The 13,968-nt window shown below is 57.2% G+C and carries 15 protein-coding genes and 1 other annotated feature; all 15 genes read right to left on the reverse strand.

The features are described from left to right. Nucleotides 1–128: 128 nt before the first annotated feature. Complete coding sequence (gene rpoB, locus ACFQZG_RS26225) at nt 129–3,674, reverse strand: DNA-directed RNA polymerase subunit beta (RefSeq protein WP_378157699.1); 3,546 nt, start codon at nt 3,672–3,674, stop codon at nt 129–131. A 300-nt stretch (nt 3,675–3,974) separates the two neighbouring features. After that, nucleotides 3,975–4,580 carry a class I SAM-dependent methyltransferase gene (locus ACFQZG_RS26230; RefSeq protein ID WP_378157700.1) on the reverse strand — a complete coding sequence of 202 codons (606 nt, stop codon included), beginning with the start codon at nt 4,578–4,580 and terminating at the stop codon, nt 3,975–3,977. Nucleotides 4,581–4,669: 89 nt separating this feature from the next. Continuing rightward, nucleotides 4,670–5,032 carry a 50S ribosomal protein L7/L12 gene (rplL, locus tag ACFQZG_RS26235; protein ID WP_378157701.1) on the reverse strand — a complete coding sequence of 121 codons (363 nt, stop codon included), beginning with the start codon at nt 5,030–5,032 and terminating at the stop codon, nt 4,670–4,672. Nucleotides 5,033–5,094: 62 nt separating this feature from the next. Beyond that, a complete protein-coding gene (rplJ, locus tag ACFQZG_RS26240) occupies nt 5,095–5,595 on the reverse strand; it encodes a 50S ribosomal protein L10 (protein WP_378157702.1) in 501 nt (166 codons plus the stop codon). Between the two features lie 53 nt (nt 5,596–5,648). After that, nucleotides 5,649–5,832: a sequence feature (ribosomal protein L10 leader region), on the reverse strand. A 74-nt stretch (nt 5,833–5,906) separates the two neighbouring features. Beyond that, the gene (gene rplA, locus ACFQZG_RS26245; RefSeq protein ID WP_378157703.1) at nt 5,907–6,602 is read right to left on the reverse strand and encodes a 50S ribosomal protein L1; all 696 of its coding nucleotides are present in this window, start codon (nt 6,600–6,602) and stop codon (nt 5,907–5,909) included. 171 nt (nt 6,603–6,773) lie between these two features. After that, on the reverse strand, nt 6,774–7,199 hold the full coding sequence (gene rplK / locus ACFQZG_RS26250) for a 50S ribosomal protein L11 (RefSeq protein ID WP_378157704.1): 426 nt from the start codon (nt 7,197–7,199) through the stop codon (nt 6,774–6,776). An 87-nt stretch (nt 7,200–7,286) separates the two neighbouring features. Continuing rightward, nucleotides 7,287–7,820, reverse strand: coding sequence for a transcription termination/antitermination protein NusG (nusG, locus tag ACFQZG_RS26255; protein ID WP_378157705.1), 534 nt, complete (start codon nt 7,818–7,820; stop codon nt 7,287–7,289). Between the two features lie 26 nt (nt 7,821–7,846). Continuing rightward, nucleotides 7,847–8,056: a preprotein translocase subunit SecE gene (gene secE, locus ACFQZG_RS26260; protein WP_378157727.1), complete on the reverse strand. Its 210-nt coding sequence runs from the start codon at nt 8,054–8,056 to the stop codon at nt 7,847–7,849. A gap of 12 nt (nt 8,057–8,068) precedes the next feature. After that, the gene (rpmG, locus tag ACFQZG_RS26265; protein WP_378157706.1) at nt 8,069–8,218 is read right to left on the reverse strand and encodes a 50S ribosomal protein L33; all 150 of its coding nucleotides are present in this window, start codon (nt 8,216–8,218) and stop codon (nt 8,069–8,071) included. Between the two features lie 443 nt (nt 8,219–8,661). Further along, nucleotides 8,662–9,318, reverse strand: coding sequence for an RNA polymerase sporulation sigma factor SigH (sigH, locus tag ACFQZG_RS26270; RefSeq protein WP_378157728.1), 657 nt, complete (start codon nt 9,316–9,318; stop codon nt 8,662–8,664). A gap of 125 nt (nt 9,319–9,443) precedes the next feature. Continuing rightward, nucleotides 9,444–9,998: an NYN domain-containing protein gene (locus tag ACFQZG_RS26275; RefSeq protein WP_378157707.1), complete on the reverse strand. Its 555-nt coding sequence runs from the start codon at nt 9,996–9,998 to the stop codon at nt 9,444–9,446. Next, nucleotides 9,985–10,716: a 23S rRNA (guanosine(2251)-2'-O)-methyltransferase RlmB gene (gene rlmB / locus ACFQZG_RS26280; protein WP_378157729.1), complete on the reverse strand. Its 732-nt coding sequence runs from the start codon at nt 10,714–10,716 to the stop codon at nt 9,985–9,987. Before rlmB ends, ACFQZG_RS26275 begins: the two co-directional genes overlap by 14 nt. A 232-nt stretch (nt 10,717–10,948) precedes the next feature. Then, complete coding sequence (locus ACFQZG_RS26285; protein WP_378157708.1) at nt 10,949–11,455, reverse strand: Mini-ribonuclease 3; 507 nt, start codon at nt 11,453–11,455, stop codon at nt 10,949–10,951. Then, nucleotides 11,452–12,864 carry a cysteine--tRNA ligase gene (gene cysS, locus ACFQZG_RS26290; RefSeq protein ID WP_378157709.1) on the reverse strand — a complete coding sequence of 471 codons (1,413 nt, stop codon included), beginning with the start codon at nt 12,862–12,864 and terminating at the stop codon, nt 11,452–11,454. The genes ACFQZG_RS26285 and cysS overlap by 4 nt, the downstream gene beginning before the upstream one ends. Before the next feature lie 35 nt (nt 12,865–12,899). After that, entirely contained in the window at nt 12,900–13,625 is a 726-nt protein-coding gene (gene cysE / locus ACFQZG_RS26295; protein ID WP_378157710.1) for a serine O-acetyltransferase, read from the reverse strand. Nucleotides 13,626–13,968: the final 343 nt, after the last annotated feature.

Below are 13,968 nucleotides of genomic sequence, written 5' to 3' on the forward strand. Positions count from 1 at the left end.
GCTAAGATTTCAGATCTCAACGACGGCCCCGTAGGCCCGGCGTCATGACGCGCATGAGCGCAAGAGCGCGCCGCCCTTAGGCGAACGCGTCTTGCGCCTCGCGTGCTGTCGCTATGGAAGCGACAACGTTATTCAACGCCGACTTCCGAGCCTTCAAGATTCAGGTTCAGCTTATCGCCAGCAGCGTCTTCTTCGTCGTCCATTTCCTTCATTTCGATCTCTTGTTCGTCGCCGGACAAGATCTTCACGTCCATACCCAAGCTTTGAAGTTCCTTGATCAGAACCTTGAACGATTCAGGAACGCCCGGTTCAGGCACGTTCTCGCCCTTGACGATCGATTCGTACGTCTTCACCCGGCCGACGACGTCGTCGGACTTGACGGTCAGAATCTCTTGCAGCGTATAGGCAGCGCCATAGGCTTCGAGCGCCCATACTTCCATCTCCCCGAACCGCTGACCGCCGAATTGGGCTTTACCGCCCAAAGGCTGTTGCGTAACGAGAGAGTATGGACCCGTGGAACGGGCATGGATCTTATCGTCGACCATGTGCGCCAGCTTGATCATATACATGACGCCGACGGTAACTTCGCGTTCGAACTCTTCGCCCGAACGTCCGTCGCGCAGACGCCATTTGCCGTTGCGTTGCATGCCGGCTTCTTCCATCGTATCGAACACGTCGTGCTCGCGGGCTCCGTCGAATACCGGCGTCGCCGCGTGTATGCCGAGAATCCGGCAAGCCATGCCCAAGTGAACCTCGAGCACCTGACCGATGTTCATCCGCGATGGTACGCCCAGCGGATTCAGCACGACTTGTACAGGCGTGCCGTCCGGCAGGAACGGCATATCTTCTTCCGGCAGGATGCGGGCGATAACCCCTTTGTTACCGTGGCGTCCGGCCATTTTATCGCCTTCGGAGATTTTACGCTTCTGGGCGATATAAGCGCGTACGAGTTGGTTAACGCCAGGCGGCAATTCGTCGCCGTTCTCGCGCGTGAACACTTTCACGTCTACGACGATACCGTCCGTACCATGCGGTACGCGGAGCGACGTATCGCGAACTTCGCGCGCCTTCTCCCCGAAGATCGCGTGCAAGAGACGTTCTTCGGCCGTCAGCTCGGTAACGCCCTTCGGCGTGACTTTACCGACGAGAATGTCGCCCGCGCTGATCTCGGCGCCGACGCGGATAATGCCGCGCTCGTCGAGGTTGCGCAACGCGTCTTCGCCGACGTTCGGGATATCGCGCGTGATCTCTTCGGGTCCGAGCTTCGTATCGCGCGCTTCGGACTCGTATTCCTCGATATGAATCGAAGTATAGACGTCTTCGCGCACGAGCTTCTCGGAGAGCAAGATCGCATCCTCATAGTTGTAGCCTTCCCATGTCATGAACGCGACGACGACGTTGCGACCGAGCGCCAGCTCGCCGGTTTCCGTAGACGGACCGTCGGCCATGATGTCGCCCTTCTTGATCACTTCGCCGCGCTTGACGAGCGGACGCTGGTTAATGCATGTCCCTTGGTTGGAACGCATGAACTTCTGAAGCTTATGCTTGATAATGTCGCCCTTCACTTCTTTGCCGTCGATGATCTCGACGCGGCGAAGCTGGATTTCATTGGCAGACACTCGTTCGATGAATCCGTCGTGTTTGGAGACAATACATACCCCGGAGTCCTTCGCGGACTTATACTCCATGCCGGTACCGACGAACGGCGCTTCCGGAACGAGCAGAGGTACGGCCTGACGTTGCATGTTGGATCCCATCAGCGCGCGGTTGGAGTCATCGTTCTCGAGGAACGGAATCATCGCCGTCGCGACGGATACGACCTGCTTCGGCGAGACGTCCATGTAGTCTACGCGGTCGCTCGGCATCGTCAGGATGTTGTCGGTTTGCTTATTGTAGCGGACGATGACGTTCTCATCCACGAAGGAACCGTTCGGGTTCAGCTTCGCGTTCGCCTGCGCGATGATGTAGTTGTCTTCCTCGTCGGCGGTCATGTAGACGATCTCGTCGGTCACGCAGTTGTTGTTCGGGTCGACTTTACGGTACGGCGCCTCGATGAAGCCGTATTCGTTAATGCGCGCGAACGTAGACAACGAGTTGATCAGACCGATGTTCGGACCTTCCGGCGTCTCGATCGGGCACATCCGTCCATAGTGCGAGTGGTGGACGTCGCGGACTTCGAAGCCCGCGCGTTCGCGCGTCAGACCGCCCGGACCGAGCGCGGACAGACGACGCTTGTGCGTAAGCTCCGCGAGCGGGTTCGTTTGGTCCATGAACTGGGACAACTGCGAGGATCCGAAGAACTCCTTGATCGCGGCGATGACCGGACGAATGTTGATCAACGCTTGCGGCGTGATCGCGTTCTGGTCCTGGATGGACATCCGCTCGCGAACGACTCTCTCCATACGGGACAAGCCGATACGGAATTGGTTCTGCAGCAGTTCGCCTACGGAACGCAGACGACGGTTGCCCAAGTGGTCGATGTCGTCCGTGCTGCCGATGCTTTGCAGCAAGTTCATGAAGTAGTTGATCGAAGCGATAATATCCGCCGGCGTAATGTTCTTCACCGATTTGTCGATGATGCCGTTGGCGATTACCTTAACGACCTTCCCGTCCTCGATCGGAGAGTACACGCTGATGCTCTGCAACGGAATATCGTCGGACTCCATGACGCCGCCAGTTACGCGATAGCTCTTGAAGCCTACGTTCTTCTCGAGCATCGGCAGAATTTGATCGAGTAGACGGCGGTCGATCATCTGGCCGGCTTCCGCGATGATTTCGCCCGTGGACGGATCTACGAGAGTCTCGGCGAGCCGTTGGTTGAATAACCGGTTTTTGATATGAAGCTTCTTATTGATTTTATAGCGACCGACGTTCGCAAGGTCATAACGCTTCGGATCGAAGAACCGCGCGATAAGCAAGCTGCGCGCGTTCTCGAGCGTTGGAGGCTCGCCCGGGCGAAGACGCTCGTAGATTTCGATGAGCGCTTTCTCGGTAGAGTCCGTGTTATCCTTCTCGAGCGTGTTGCGGATATATTCGTCTTGGCCGAGCAGGTCGAGAATTTCCGCGTCCGTGCCGAAGCCGAGGGAACGCAGAAGCACCGTCACCGGGATTTTACGCGTGCGGTCGATCCGAACGTAAATGATATCTTTCGCGTCCGTCTCGAGCTCGAGCCATGCGCCGCGGTTCGGAATGACCGTCGCGGTGTACGTTTTCTTGCCGTTCTTGTCTACTTTCGTGCTGTAGTAGACGCTCGGGGAGCGTACCAACTGGCTGACGATAACCCGTTCCGCGCCGTTGATGATGAAGGTGCCGGTTTCCGTCATGAGCGGGAAATCGCCCATGAACACTTCCTGTTCCTTGACCTCACCGGTTTCCTTGTTGAGCAGCCGTACTTTAACGCGAAGAGGAGCCGCGTAAGTAACATCGCGTTCCTTCGATTCATCGACGGAATATTTCGGTTCGCCTAGGCTGTAATCGATGAATTCCAGCACGAGATTGCCCGTGAAGTCCGAGATCGGCGAAATATCCTGGAAAATCTCGCGCAGTCCTTCGTCCAAAAACTTCTGGTACGATTGCTGCTGGATTTCGATCAGGTTCGGGACGTCCAACACTTCATTAATGCGGGCGTAGCTGCGCCGCGTACGGCGGCCATACTGAACAAGATGTCCTGCCAACTTAACCTCACCCCTTAAGTCTGCTTCAACACAAAAATAAAGAAAAGCCCTTATGCGCCGGTTGGCGGCACAATGGCAACCCATCCTGTCCTTGCCCCAAAACAAACCCATTATACGCGATCTTGCATGAATTTATTCCTGGGAAAGGATCGGAGTTACAATACATATGTCTTGAAAGACAAATAGCCCATCCTAATACTGACATTTTTTAATAATACCACAGCGAAAATGTCAAGTCAAGCACAATCGGCGGAAACTGTCTAGGGGACGATCGTCATAATGTTGAACGACGCACGCCCTCTATTGCCGGGTGCTGCGGTACACCCGAAACCCTTTGTCTTTACCTACCAAGCAGACATGCTCCTCGCCGAACACTTCCTCCAGCTTCGCCAGCGCGCTTGGCGCGCCCTGCTTGTTCTGAATGACGATCCACAAGGAACCTCCCGGACGAAGATGTCCGTAGGCTTCTTCCAGCAATCGGTGCACGACCGCCTTGCCCGCGCGAATCGGCGGGTTCGACAAGATCGCGTCGTAAGTCCGGCCGTTCACCGCGGAGAACAGATCGCTCTGCAGGAACGTCGCGTTGCGCACGCCGTTCTCCTTCGCGTTCAGTTCGGCCAGCTCGACCGCCCTCTCGTTGATATCGATCATCGTCACATGTCCTTGCGGCGCAAGGCGAGCAGCCGTCAGCCCCATCGGCCCGTAACCGCAACCGACGTCGAGCACGTTATCTTCCGGCTTGATGTCCATCAAGTCGATAAGCACCCGGCTTCCATAGTCCACCCCGTCCCGCGAAAACACGCCCGCGTCCGATGTCAGACGTAAGGCAAAGCCCCGAAGCGTAGCCGAGAACGACTGCCGGTTACTGGCCGACTTCGGCTTGTTCGAATAGTAGTGATCGTTCATATCGTCTCTCACCCTTAGTCATCATACGCCAATATAGACGTGAACAAACCCCTCGAAGAAAATCTTCAAGGGGTTCGCCAGGTCGCTTCTTACTTAACTTCGACTTTAGCGCCAGCTTCTTCAAGCTTCGCTTTGATCGCGTTAGCTTCGTCTTGAGCGATTTTTTCTTTGATTGCTTTAGGAGCGTTGTCAACGACGTCTTTCGCTTCTTTCAAGCCGAGGCCCGTGATTTCGCGAACGACTTTGATAACGTTGATTTTGGAAGCGCCGGCTTCGATAAGGATAACGTCGAACTCGGTTTGCTCTTCAACTTCAGCTACCGCTACCGCGCCGCCAACTGCAACTGGAGCTGCAGCCGTTACGCCGAATTCTTCTTCGATTGCTTTAACGAGATCGTTCAGTTCAAGAACGGTCATAGCCTTGATGGCTTCCAAGATTTGCTCTTTGCTCATTAGGATTACCCTCCATTATTTGAGATCATAGAATGATCTTCTTAAGTTTGTGCGATTCGGTGTTACGCGCTTGCTTCGTTCTTCTCTGCGACCGCTTTGACAGCGAGTGCCACGTTGCGCATTGGCGCTTGCAGGACGCTAAGCAACATGGAGAGCAAGCCTTCGCGGGAAGGCAGGTCAGCCAGCGCTTTGATCTGAGCAGCGTCAACGTAACGACCTTCGACGATACCGCCCTTTACTTTCAGCGCTTCATTTTTCTTCGCGAAATCGCTAAGGATTTTCGCTGGAGCAATGATGTCTTTACTGAAAGCGACAGCCGTAGGACCGGAGAGGATCGCGTCAAGCTCGGTCAACTCTACGTTTGCCGCTGCGCGGCTAACGAGGGAGTTTTTCAGAACTTGGAAATCTACGCCAGCTTCGCGAAGTTGTTTGCGGAGCAACGTTACTTGCGCCACGTTCAGACCGCGGTAGTCGGCGACGACCGTCGTCGTGCTTTCGCGCAACTTCGATGCGATTACGTCAACTTCTTGCTGTTTCGCTTCGATGATTTTCGCGTTTGCCATTGTGTACACCTCCTAAAGTCTCGATATACCGCATATTTATACGACTCCCCCGCGCGGGACCATTAAAAATGCCCCCGCGACTGAGCGGAGGCATGTTTTCATTTCACCAGGCAACAAGACGCAAGCATCCTGAGCAACGGAAATTTATATCCACACACCTCGGTAGGAAATTAAGCGCGCGCTCTCGCGAAGATTGCGTGCAGCACCTACGGTCTACGGTATCCATATTCGTTTTTAGCTTCATCAGCTTAACACGAAGGCTCAGCCGATGTCAAAGTTAGTTTTTACCGTCGAATCGGCTTGCGCCGATCCTACAAGCGATATGCTGCCACATCTACGCGCGCGCCTGGGCCCATCGTCGAAGAGATCGAGACGTTCTTCAGGTATACGCCTTTCGAGGAAGCAGGTTTCGCACGGTTCAACGCGTCCATCAGTGCTTTAAGGTTCTCGTTGAGCTTGTCAGCGTCAAAGGAAACTTTGCCGATCGGAGCGTGGATTTGTCCGGCTTTGTCCAGACGGTATTCGATTTTACCGGCTTTGATCTCGGCGATCGCTTTGGCAACGTCGTTCGTTACCGTGCCCGCTTTAGGGTTAGGCATCAAGCCTTTGCCCCCGAGAATACGGCCCAGTTTACCTACTTCGCCCATCATGTCCGGCGTTGCTACGCAAACGTCGAACTCGAACCAACCTTGTTGGATCTTTTGGATGAGCTCGGCATCCCCTACGTAATCCGCGCCGGCAGCTTCGGCTTCTTTCAGCTTGTCGCCTTTCGCGAATACGAGGACGCGTTGCGTTTTACCCGTGCCGTGAGGCAGGACGACGACGCCGCGCACGTTTTGGTCTTGTTTTCTCGGATCGACGCCGAGACGGACAGCCGCTTCAACGGTTTCGTCGAATTTGGCCGTTGCCGCTTTCTTCACCAGGTCGATCGCTTCGGCGGACGTATACGTCGCGTCGCGGTCGATGAGCTTAGCGGACTCGCGGTATTTCTTGCCGTGTTTAGCCATGTTGTTCTCCTCCTTGTGTGGTTTTAACGGAAGTCTCCTCCCACAGTCCCTGCGAGACGATGCTCGCAAAAACCGACAGACCGCCGGCAACCGGCTCCGATAGCCGAAGGCTAAGGGATCGGTCGTCTAGCCGCATCCGTCTAATCGAACGGGCATCGCCCGATACGATGATTAGTCTACGATCGTAACGCCCATGGAACGAGCGGTACCTTCGACCATACGCATAGCCGCTTCGACGGAAGCCGCGTTAAGATCTTGCATTTTTTGCTCGGCGATTTCGCGAACTTTCTCGCGTTTAACCGTAGCGACTTTCTTCTTGTTCGGTTCGCCGGACCCTTTAGGGATACCCGCAGCGACGCGCAGCAATACAGCAGCCGGCGGCGTTTTCGTCTCGAACGTGAAGGAGCGGTCCTCGTATACCGAGATAACGACCGGAATGATCAGACCGGCTTGGTCAGCGGTACGAGCATTGAACTCTTTACAGAACGCCATGATGTTTACGCCGGCTTGACCGAGTGCAGGACCGATCGGCGGCGCAGGGTTAGCTTTACCCGCGTTTACTTGCAGCTTCACCAATTTGATGACTTTTTTTGCCATGATGCACACCTCCTTGCCCAGTAATGCGGTTCAACGAGACGCTTGTCTCTCCCGCTCTTTCAAGAAACCCCATCGTGCGAAGATAAATTATATCTTTTCCACCTGAGTGAAGTCCAACTCAAGCGGGGTTTCTCTGCCAAACATGTTCACGTGCACCTTCAGCTTGCTCTTCTCGGGCAGAATCTCTTCGACGGACCCGACGAAGTCGGCGAAAGGCCCGACCTTGACGCGGACGCTCTCCTTGAGTTCGAAGTCGATGACCGGCTTCGGCTCCTCCATGCCCATGTGTTGCAGAATCTGCTCCACTTCTTCGGGCAACAGAGCGGTCGGCTTCGATCCGGAGCCCGTGGAACCGACAAACCCGGTAACGCCGGGCGTGTTGCGGACCACGTACCAAGAATCGTCCGTTTGGATCATTTCAACGAGAACGTAGCCGGGATACACTTTGCGCATCACGGTTTTTTTCTTGCCGTCCTTGTTGACGATTTCCTCTTCCATCGGCACGAGCACGCGGAAGATTTTGTCTTGCATGCCCATAGACTCCACGCGCTTCTCCAAGTTCGCCTTAACCTTGTTCTCGTAACCGGAGTACGTGTGTACTACATACCATCTTTTCTCCATGGAAAAGCCACCTTTAGGTTCCTGCGTCAAATGACGAGTTCAACGAGGGATGAAATTCCGATGTCCAGACCCCAGAAGTAGACCGTCACCAGCAACACGGTTACGATAACGACGATCGTGTAGCTGACGAGTTCTTTCCGGCTAGGCCAACGTACTTTCTTAAGCTCGCCCCAACTGTCGCCGAAGAACGAAAAAAAGGACCCAAAGCTCTGTTTCATTTTGGCCAGCACGTCAATTCCTCCTAGGACTTAGCGCGTCTCGCGATGAGGAGTATGTTCGTTGCAGTGTCTGCAGAACTTCTTCAACTCGATGCGATCGGAGTGCGTCCGTTTGTTCTTGCTCGACGTATAGTTCCGTTGCTTGCAGTTCGTGCAAGCCAGAGTGATGATCACCCGCATCCCATTCCACCTCCCGGGATTACAACTTCATAAAAAGACAACCATCCAGCGGAAAACCCAGCTTGGCGAACCAAGGCTGTATCGGAATCGTCCTCGCGACGGCATGCCGTCCCGACAACATTTCCTGGTGTTTCGCCGATGATTCAGACCTGCGCATAAGAAGCCACCTTAAGGTTACTAAAACAATTTATCACAGGGCTAAATCGATGTCAACGAAAACCGTCTGGTTAAACGCTGGCAAAACTAGAATAGACGCCGTCCTTCCTCTACCGCGAACGGGCGCCCGCCGGAGGATTCGACGTTCGGCCGCAGAGCATAGCACCATTCTTCCAACTTTTCGCCTCGTTTAACCCTGCCTTGCAAGATTCGAAGCGGACGGCCGCCAGGGCAATAAAAAAAGCAGCTAATCGCGCTGCTCGGTGATCGTTATAAGGGCATGAACATTAGCTTACGATATCGCGGACTTCCAGGTAACGCTCCAACTTGCGCTTGACGCGCTGCAAGGCGTTGTCGATCGACTTCACGTGCCTGTCGAGGTCGACGGCGATCTCCTGGTACGAGCGTCCGTCCAGATAGAGCATGAGCACCTTGCGCTCCAGATCGCTTAAGATCTCGGACATCTTGTCTTCGAGGCCGTAAAATTCTTCCTGGTTGATGATCATCTCTTCCGGGTCGCACACTCGCGATCCGCAGATGACGTCAAGCAGCGTGCGGTCCGAATCCTCGTCGTATATCGGCTTATCCAGCGAGACGTAGGAATTCAGAGGTATATGCTTCTGTCGGGTGGCTGTCTTGATCGCGGTTATGATCTGGCGGGTGATGCACAGCTCGGCGAACGCCTTGAAGGAAGCAAGCTTGTCCCCCTTGAAGTCGCGGATCGCCTTGTAGAGGCCGATCATGCCTTCCTGCACGATGTCTTCCCGTTCCGCCCCGATCAAGAAGTACGATCGCGCCTTCGCCCTGACGAAATTGCGGTACTTGTTAATGAGAAACTCCAGCGCTTCGCCGTCGCCTAACCGGACGTCTTCCACGATGTCCTCGTCGCTCTTGAAGTCGTATTCACGTGTTGCCAGCCTCTCCAAGTCGACGCTCACGAACATCCCTCCGGTCTGCATTGGCGTGCTGGAACCTCCAAAACTACCAAACTACTAACAATATACTTGATAAACCCAATAGCGTCAATGGATTTGAGGCTATTGGGTCCGAATCGACCGTGGAAAAACTGTTAATTATCGCCATCTTCCTCCGAATTCGGACCGCGTCCTCTTCTCATTTGCTCCAGCCGCCGCCATACGTCGTCCTTCAACACGCCCCCGAGCGGATTGCGCTTCGTCGCCGGTTCGCTCCGAATCGTCGTCTGGATGTCGCTGCGGCTTTGGTCGACCGCAAGCCTCAATTCGCGCGCCGTAACCCGTAGCGCCCCCTTACCGAAGGCGACGTGCTGCTCGGTCGAATCGGAAGTCGCGACGTACACGTCGCGACGGACGGAGATCCATTCGCCGACGAGCCGCTCGATGCATTCGTCCGCCGTCTCCCGCTCCCGCGTGAAGACGACCCTAAGCTTCCGGTGCCGGAAGTCCGAACCCGTTCCGCCCGCGACGTGATACGCGTCGAAGACGACGATGACGTTAACCCCGGAGAACCCTTGGTAATCCGCCAGCATCTCCAGGAGCCGGTCGCGCGCGTTCTCAAGCTTCTCGTGCTTCAGCGCCGCCAGGTCCGGCCATGCGCCGATAATGTTATAGCCGTCGACGAGCAGGACGTCCTCACGCTTGTGCATGGCGCTGGCGCACGACTTCGTATAAGATGACGCCCGCCGCGACGGACGCGTTCAAGGAGTTGACGTTGCCGAACATCGGAAGCGACAGAATGAAGTCGCACTTCTCCCGTACGAGCCGGGACAGGCCCTTGCCTTCGCTCCCGATGACGATCGCGATCGGTCCCGTCAGCTTCGTCTGGTGGAAGCTTTGCGGTGCGCCCGCGTCCGCTCCGGCGATCCACAGTCCCGCTTCCTTCAGCTTCTCCATCGTCTGCACGAGGTTCGATACGCGCGCGACTCTGACGTACTCGACCGCGCCGGCGGACGTCTTCGCCACGACGGCGGTCAAGCCCGCGCTTCTGCGCTTCGGCACGATGACTCCATGAACGCCGGTGCAATCCGCAGTACGCAGAATCGAGCCGAGATTGTGCGGGTCCTCGATCTCGTCCAGCAGCACGATGAACGGCGGTTCGCCGCGCTCGGCCGCGAGAGCGAGCAAGTCTTCGACTTCGGCGTACGCGATCGGCGCCGCTTGAGCGACGACGCCTTGGTGCTGCATATCCGGCGCGAGCTGGTCCAGCTTGCGCTTGTCGACCATCTGCACGACGATGCCGCGCGCCTTGGCTTCTTCCATGATCGGTTGAATCAAGTGTTTCTGGGCTTGATTGAACAAGAATATCTTGTTCAGCGCCCGTCCCGCCTTCATCGCTTCGAGAACGGGATGCTTGCCGGCGATCATCTCCTCGTCGTCGGAACCTCCGCGTACGACGACGGCTTCGTCCGCATAGCCCTCATCCTCGCGCTCCCGAACCGTAGAGACCCGCGCCGCCGGAGCGACGGATTTCGAAGGCTCCGCGTTACGCTTATTGCCTCCGCCGCCGCCCGAACGGCTCCAGCCTTCCTTCCGCTTGTCCGCTCCCGGTCCTTGAGAATAAGGACGAGTCCGCCCTCCCGCCTGTCTCCCGCCTTCGTTACGATTGTTCATCTGCTATACTTCCTTTCTTCGAATCGGTCGAATGATCCGCCACGGCCGCTGCCGCGCCGTCGGCTTCCTCGAACGCGATCGCCACCAGCTGCTCCAGCCGGTCCTTCTCGCCCCGGTAATACAAGTAGCCGACCAAGCACTCGAGCGCCGTCGCGTGCCGGTAATCGGCGGGATCCGCGTTCTTCGGAGGCTGCCCGGACTTCGTATTGCGGCCGCGCCGCACGATGTCCGCTTCCTCCTCCGAGAGCAAGGGGTGCCAACGTTGCAGCAGCTTCGCCTGCGCGGCGGCGGACACGTACCGGGTCGCCGCCCGGTGCAGCTCGTGCGGTTTGCGAGCGCGTCCCGCGACAAGCCGTTGCCTAATATAGATCTCGAATACGGCGTCGCCAATGTAGGCGAGCACGACGGGATTCAGCAAATTGACCGGCGTGTCCGGCGGCAATACGGGAGCGATGACGGCAGGCACGCCGGCTTCGTTGCGCGGCTTCGTCATTTGCGCCGCCACCGCATGCCTTGCGGCGTGTCTTCCAATACGATGCCCCGCTCCGCCAATAAATCGCGGATTTCGTCCGCGCGCTTCCAATTGCGGCTCGCGCGCGCCTCCGCGCGCTCGGCGATCAGCGCGTCGACTTCCTCGTCCAGCAAGCCCGCTTCCGCTTGCGCCGGCAGCAAGCCGAGTACGTCGTCCATCGCTTCGATCCGCGCCAAAATCGCGAGCAGATCCGCTTCGCTTACCGACTCGCGCTGCAAGTAGGCGTTCGCCTCGGCGACGAGCCCGAACCATGCCGTGATCGCGTCCGGCGTGCCGAAGTCGCCGTCCATGCTATCGTTGAATTGCCGTTGAACTTCCGCAAGCCGCGCCTGCAGCGCCTCGTCCTTCGCGAGAGAGAGAGAGCCTTTCGCGACGGTGGACAACCGGTGCACGACGTTGTCGCGGCAGTTCGCGAGCCGTTCGACGCTTCTGTCCGCTTGGCGGAGAATCTCGTCGCTGAAGTTGAGCGGGCTACGGTAATGCGTCGCCAGCATCAAGTAACGGATCGATTCCTTCTTCGCCATCTTCAGCAGGTTCCGGACGCTAATGCCGTTGCCCAGCGACTTGGACATCTTCTGGTTGTCGATGTTCACGAAGCCGTTGTGCATCCAATAGCGGGACAGCGGCACTTCGGTCAGCGATTCGGATTGCGCGATCTCGCACTCGTGGTGCGGGAACTGAAGATCGTGGCCGCCGCCGTGAATGTCCAGCGTATCGCCTGCGTACTTGCGCACCATCGCGGAGCATTCGATGTGCCAGCCCGGACGGCCGTCGCCCCAAGGGCTCGGCCAGAAGATCTCGCCCGGCTTCGCCGCCTTCCACAAGACGAAGTCCTGCGGGCTTTCCTTGCGCTCGTCCACGTCGATCCGGATGCCGTACTGCAGTTCGTCCAAGTTCTTATGCGACAGCTTGCCGTATTCCGGGAACGTCGCCGTGCGGAAGTAGACGTCGCCGCCGTTCTCGTAAGCGGCGCCCTTCTTCACGAGCCCGTCGATGAAGTCGATGATCTCCGGAATCGTCTCCGTCACTCGCGGTTGGATCGTGGCCGGTCTCGCCCCTAGCCCGTCGCGGTCTTCCTTGAACGCGGCGATGAACTTCTCCGCCAGCTCCGGCACCGTAATGCCGAGCTCGTTCGCCTTGCGGATCATCTTGTCGTCGACGTCGGTGAAGTTCACGATGTAGTTGACCGCAAGCCCGATCGATTCCAAATACCGGCGGGCGACGTCGAAGAAGATAACCGGACGCGCGTTGCCGATATGGATGTAGTCGTATACGGTCGGTCCGCACACGTACATATTCACTTTGCCCGCTTCCCGGGGGACGAACGGCACTTCCGCTCTCGTCATGCTATCGTATATCCTGAGGTTCACGTAACCATGCTCCTTTTAAGCGTATTAAATGCGTATTAAATGTCGTATAGGTACGCGGCGCCTACCGCCTGCGCCGCCTTCTCGTCTTCCTTCTTCTGCTCTTCGTCTGAGCAGCCGCCCTCGCCCTTCAGCCGTTCGACTTCCCGCTTCAAGTCGTTGATCTCCTTCTGCATGAAGCGGAACGTCTCGATGACCGGATCGGGCAAGCTCGTATGGTCGAGTCGGTCGCCCACGCGCCGTCCGTCCCGCTTCACGACCCGTCCCGGTATGCCGACGACCGTGCTGTTCGGCGGCACTTCACGCAGCACGACCGAGTTCGCGCCGATGCTGGCGTTGTCTCCGACCGTGAACGACCCGAGCACTTTCGCGCCGGACGCGATGACGACGCGGTTGCCGATCGTCGGATGCCGCTTTCCTTTCTCCTTGCCCGTCCCCCCGAGCGTTACGCCCTGGTAGATGACGACCTCGTCGCCGATCTCGCACGTCTCTCCGATGACGACGCCCATCCCGTGGTCGATGAACAGCTTGCGCCCGATCTTCGCGCCGGGATGGATCTCGATGCCGGTGAAGAACCGGTTGATCTGCGAGATGAACCTCGCGATCGTGAACCACTTGTTCCGGTAGAAGAAGTGCGCCACACGGTGCGACCATATGGCATGCAAGCCCGAGTACGAGAAGATGATCTCGAACCGGCTTCGCGCCGCCGGGTCGTTCTCGAGTATCGCGTCGATATCTGATTTAACGTTGCTCCAGAATCCCATGTCCATTCCCCCATCTATTGCCGCGCCGTCAATGATTAAACCGGATGATCGCAAAATAAAAACGCCCCTGCAGCTTTCGCTGCAGAGACGTGTACTAGACGCGGTCCCACTCTGCTTGCGCCGACGTCGGACGTGCCGCGGATGCGGCGGCCGGACGTCGGCGAACTCGTTCAGTCGGTAACGGGGACTACCCGGCGCCGCTTACCCGGCTAACGCGACGCGCAACGCAACGGTTCCTTACCGGTGCCCGATGCTTCGTCGGCTCTCCAATCAGCGGCGCGGCTCCCAGGCGCAATTCGGTCTCGTCGGAATGGGGCGGCTCCCAGCCTAGGCCGCCTTCTCT

This window comes from Cohnella sp. GCM10027633 (genome assembly GCF_042675445.1).
In the GTDB taxonomy this organism is placed as follows: domain Bacteria; phylum Bacillota; class Bacilli; order Paenibacillales; family Paenibacillaceae; genus Cohnella.

Bases quoted from the DNA above. Each gene is read 5' to 3' on its own strand.
- ACFQZG_RS26285 (WP_378157708.1), bottom strand. From the start codon at position 11,455: ATGACGAAGCCGCGCAACGAAGCCGGCGTGCCTGCCGTCATCGCTCCC.
- rplK (WP_378157704.1), bottom strand. From the start codon at position 7,199: ATGGCAAAAAAAGTCATCAAATTGGTGAAGCTGCAAGTAAACGCGGGT.
- rplL (WP_378157701.1), bottom strand. From the start codon at position 5,032: ATGAGCAAAGAGCAAATCTTGGAAGCCATCAAGGCTATGACCGTTCTT.
- rpmG (WP_378157706.1), bottom strand. From the start codon at position 8,218: ATGCGGGTGATCATCACTCTGGCTTGCACGAACTGCAAGCAACGGAAC.
- sigH (WP_378157728.1), bottom strand. From the start codon at position 9,318: ATGTTCGTGAGCGTCGACTTGGAGAGGCTGGCAACACGTGAATACGAC.
- rplA (WP_378157703.1), bottom strand. From the start codon at position 6,602: ATGGCTAAACACGGCAAGAAATACCGCGAGTCCGCTAAGCTCATCGAC.
- cysE (WP_378157710.1), bottom strand. From the start codon at position 13,625: ATGGGATTCTGGAGCAACGTTAAATCAGATATCGACGCGATACTCGAG.
- ACFQZG_RS26230 (WP_378157700.1), bottom strand. From the start codon at position 4,580: ATGAACGATCACTACTATTCGAACAAGCCGAAGTCGGCCAGTAACCGG.
- nusG (WP_378157705.1), bottom strand. From the start codon at position 7,820: ATGGAGAAAAGATGGTATGTAGTACACACGTACTCCGGTTACGAGAAC.
- rlmB (WP_378157729.1), bottom strand. From the start codon at position 10,716: ATGATCGCCGGCAAGCATCCCGTTCTCGAAGCGATGAAGGCGGGACGG.
- rplJ (WP_378157702.1), bottom strand. From the start codon at position 5,595: ATGGCAAACGCGAAAATCATCGAAGCGAAACAGCAAGAAGTTGACGTA.
- ACFQZG_RS26275 (WP_378157707.1), bottom strand. From the start codon at position 9,998: ATGCACAAGCGTGAGGACGTCCTGCTCGTCGACGGCTATAACATTATC.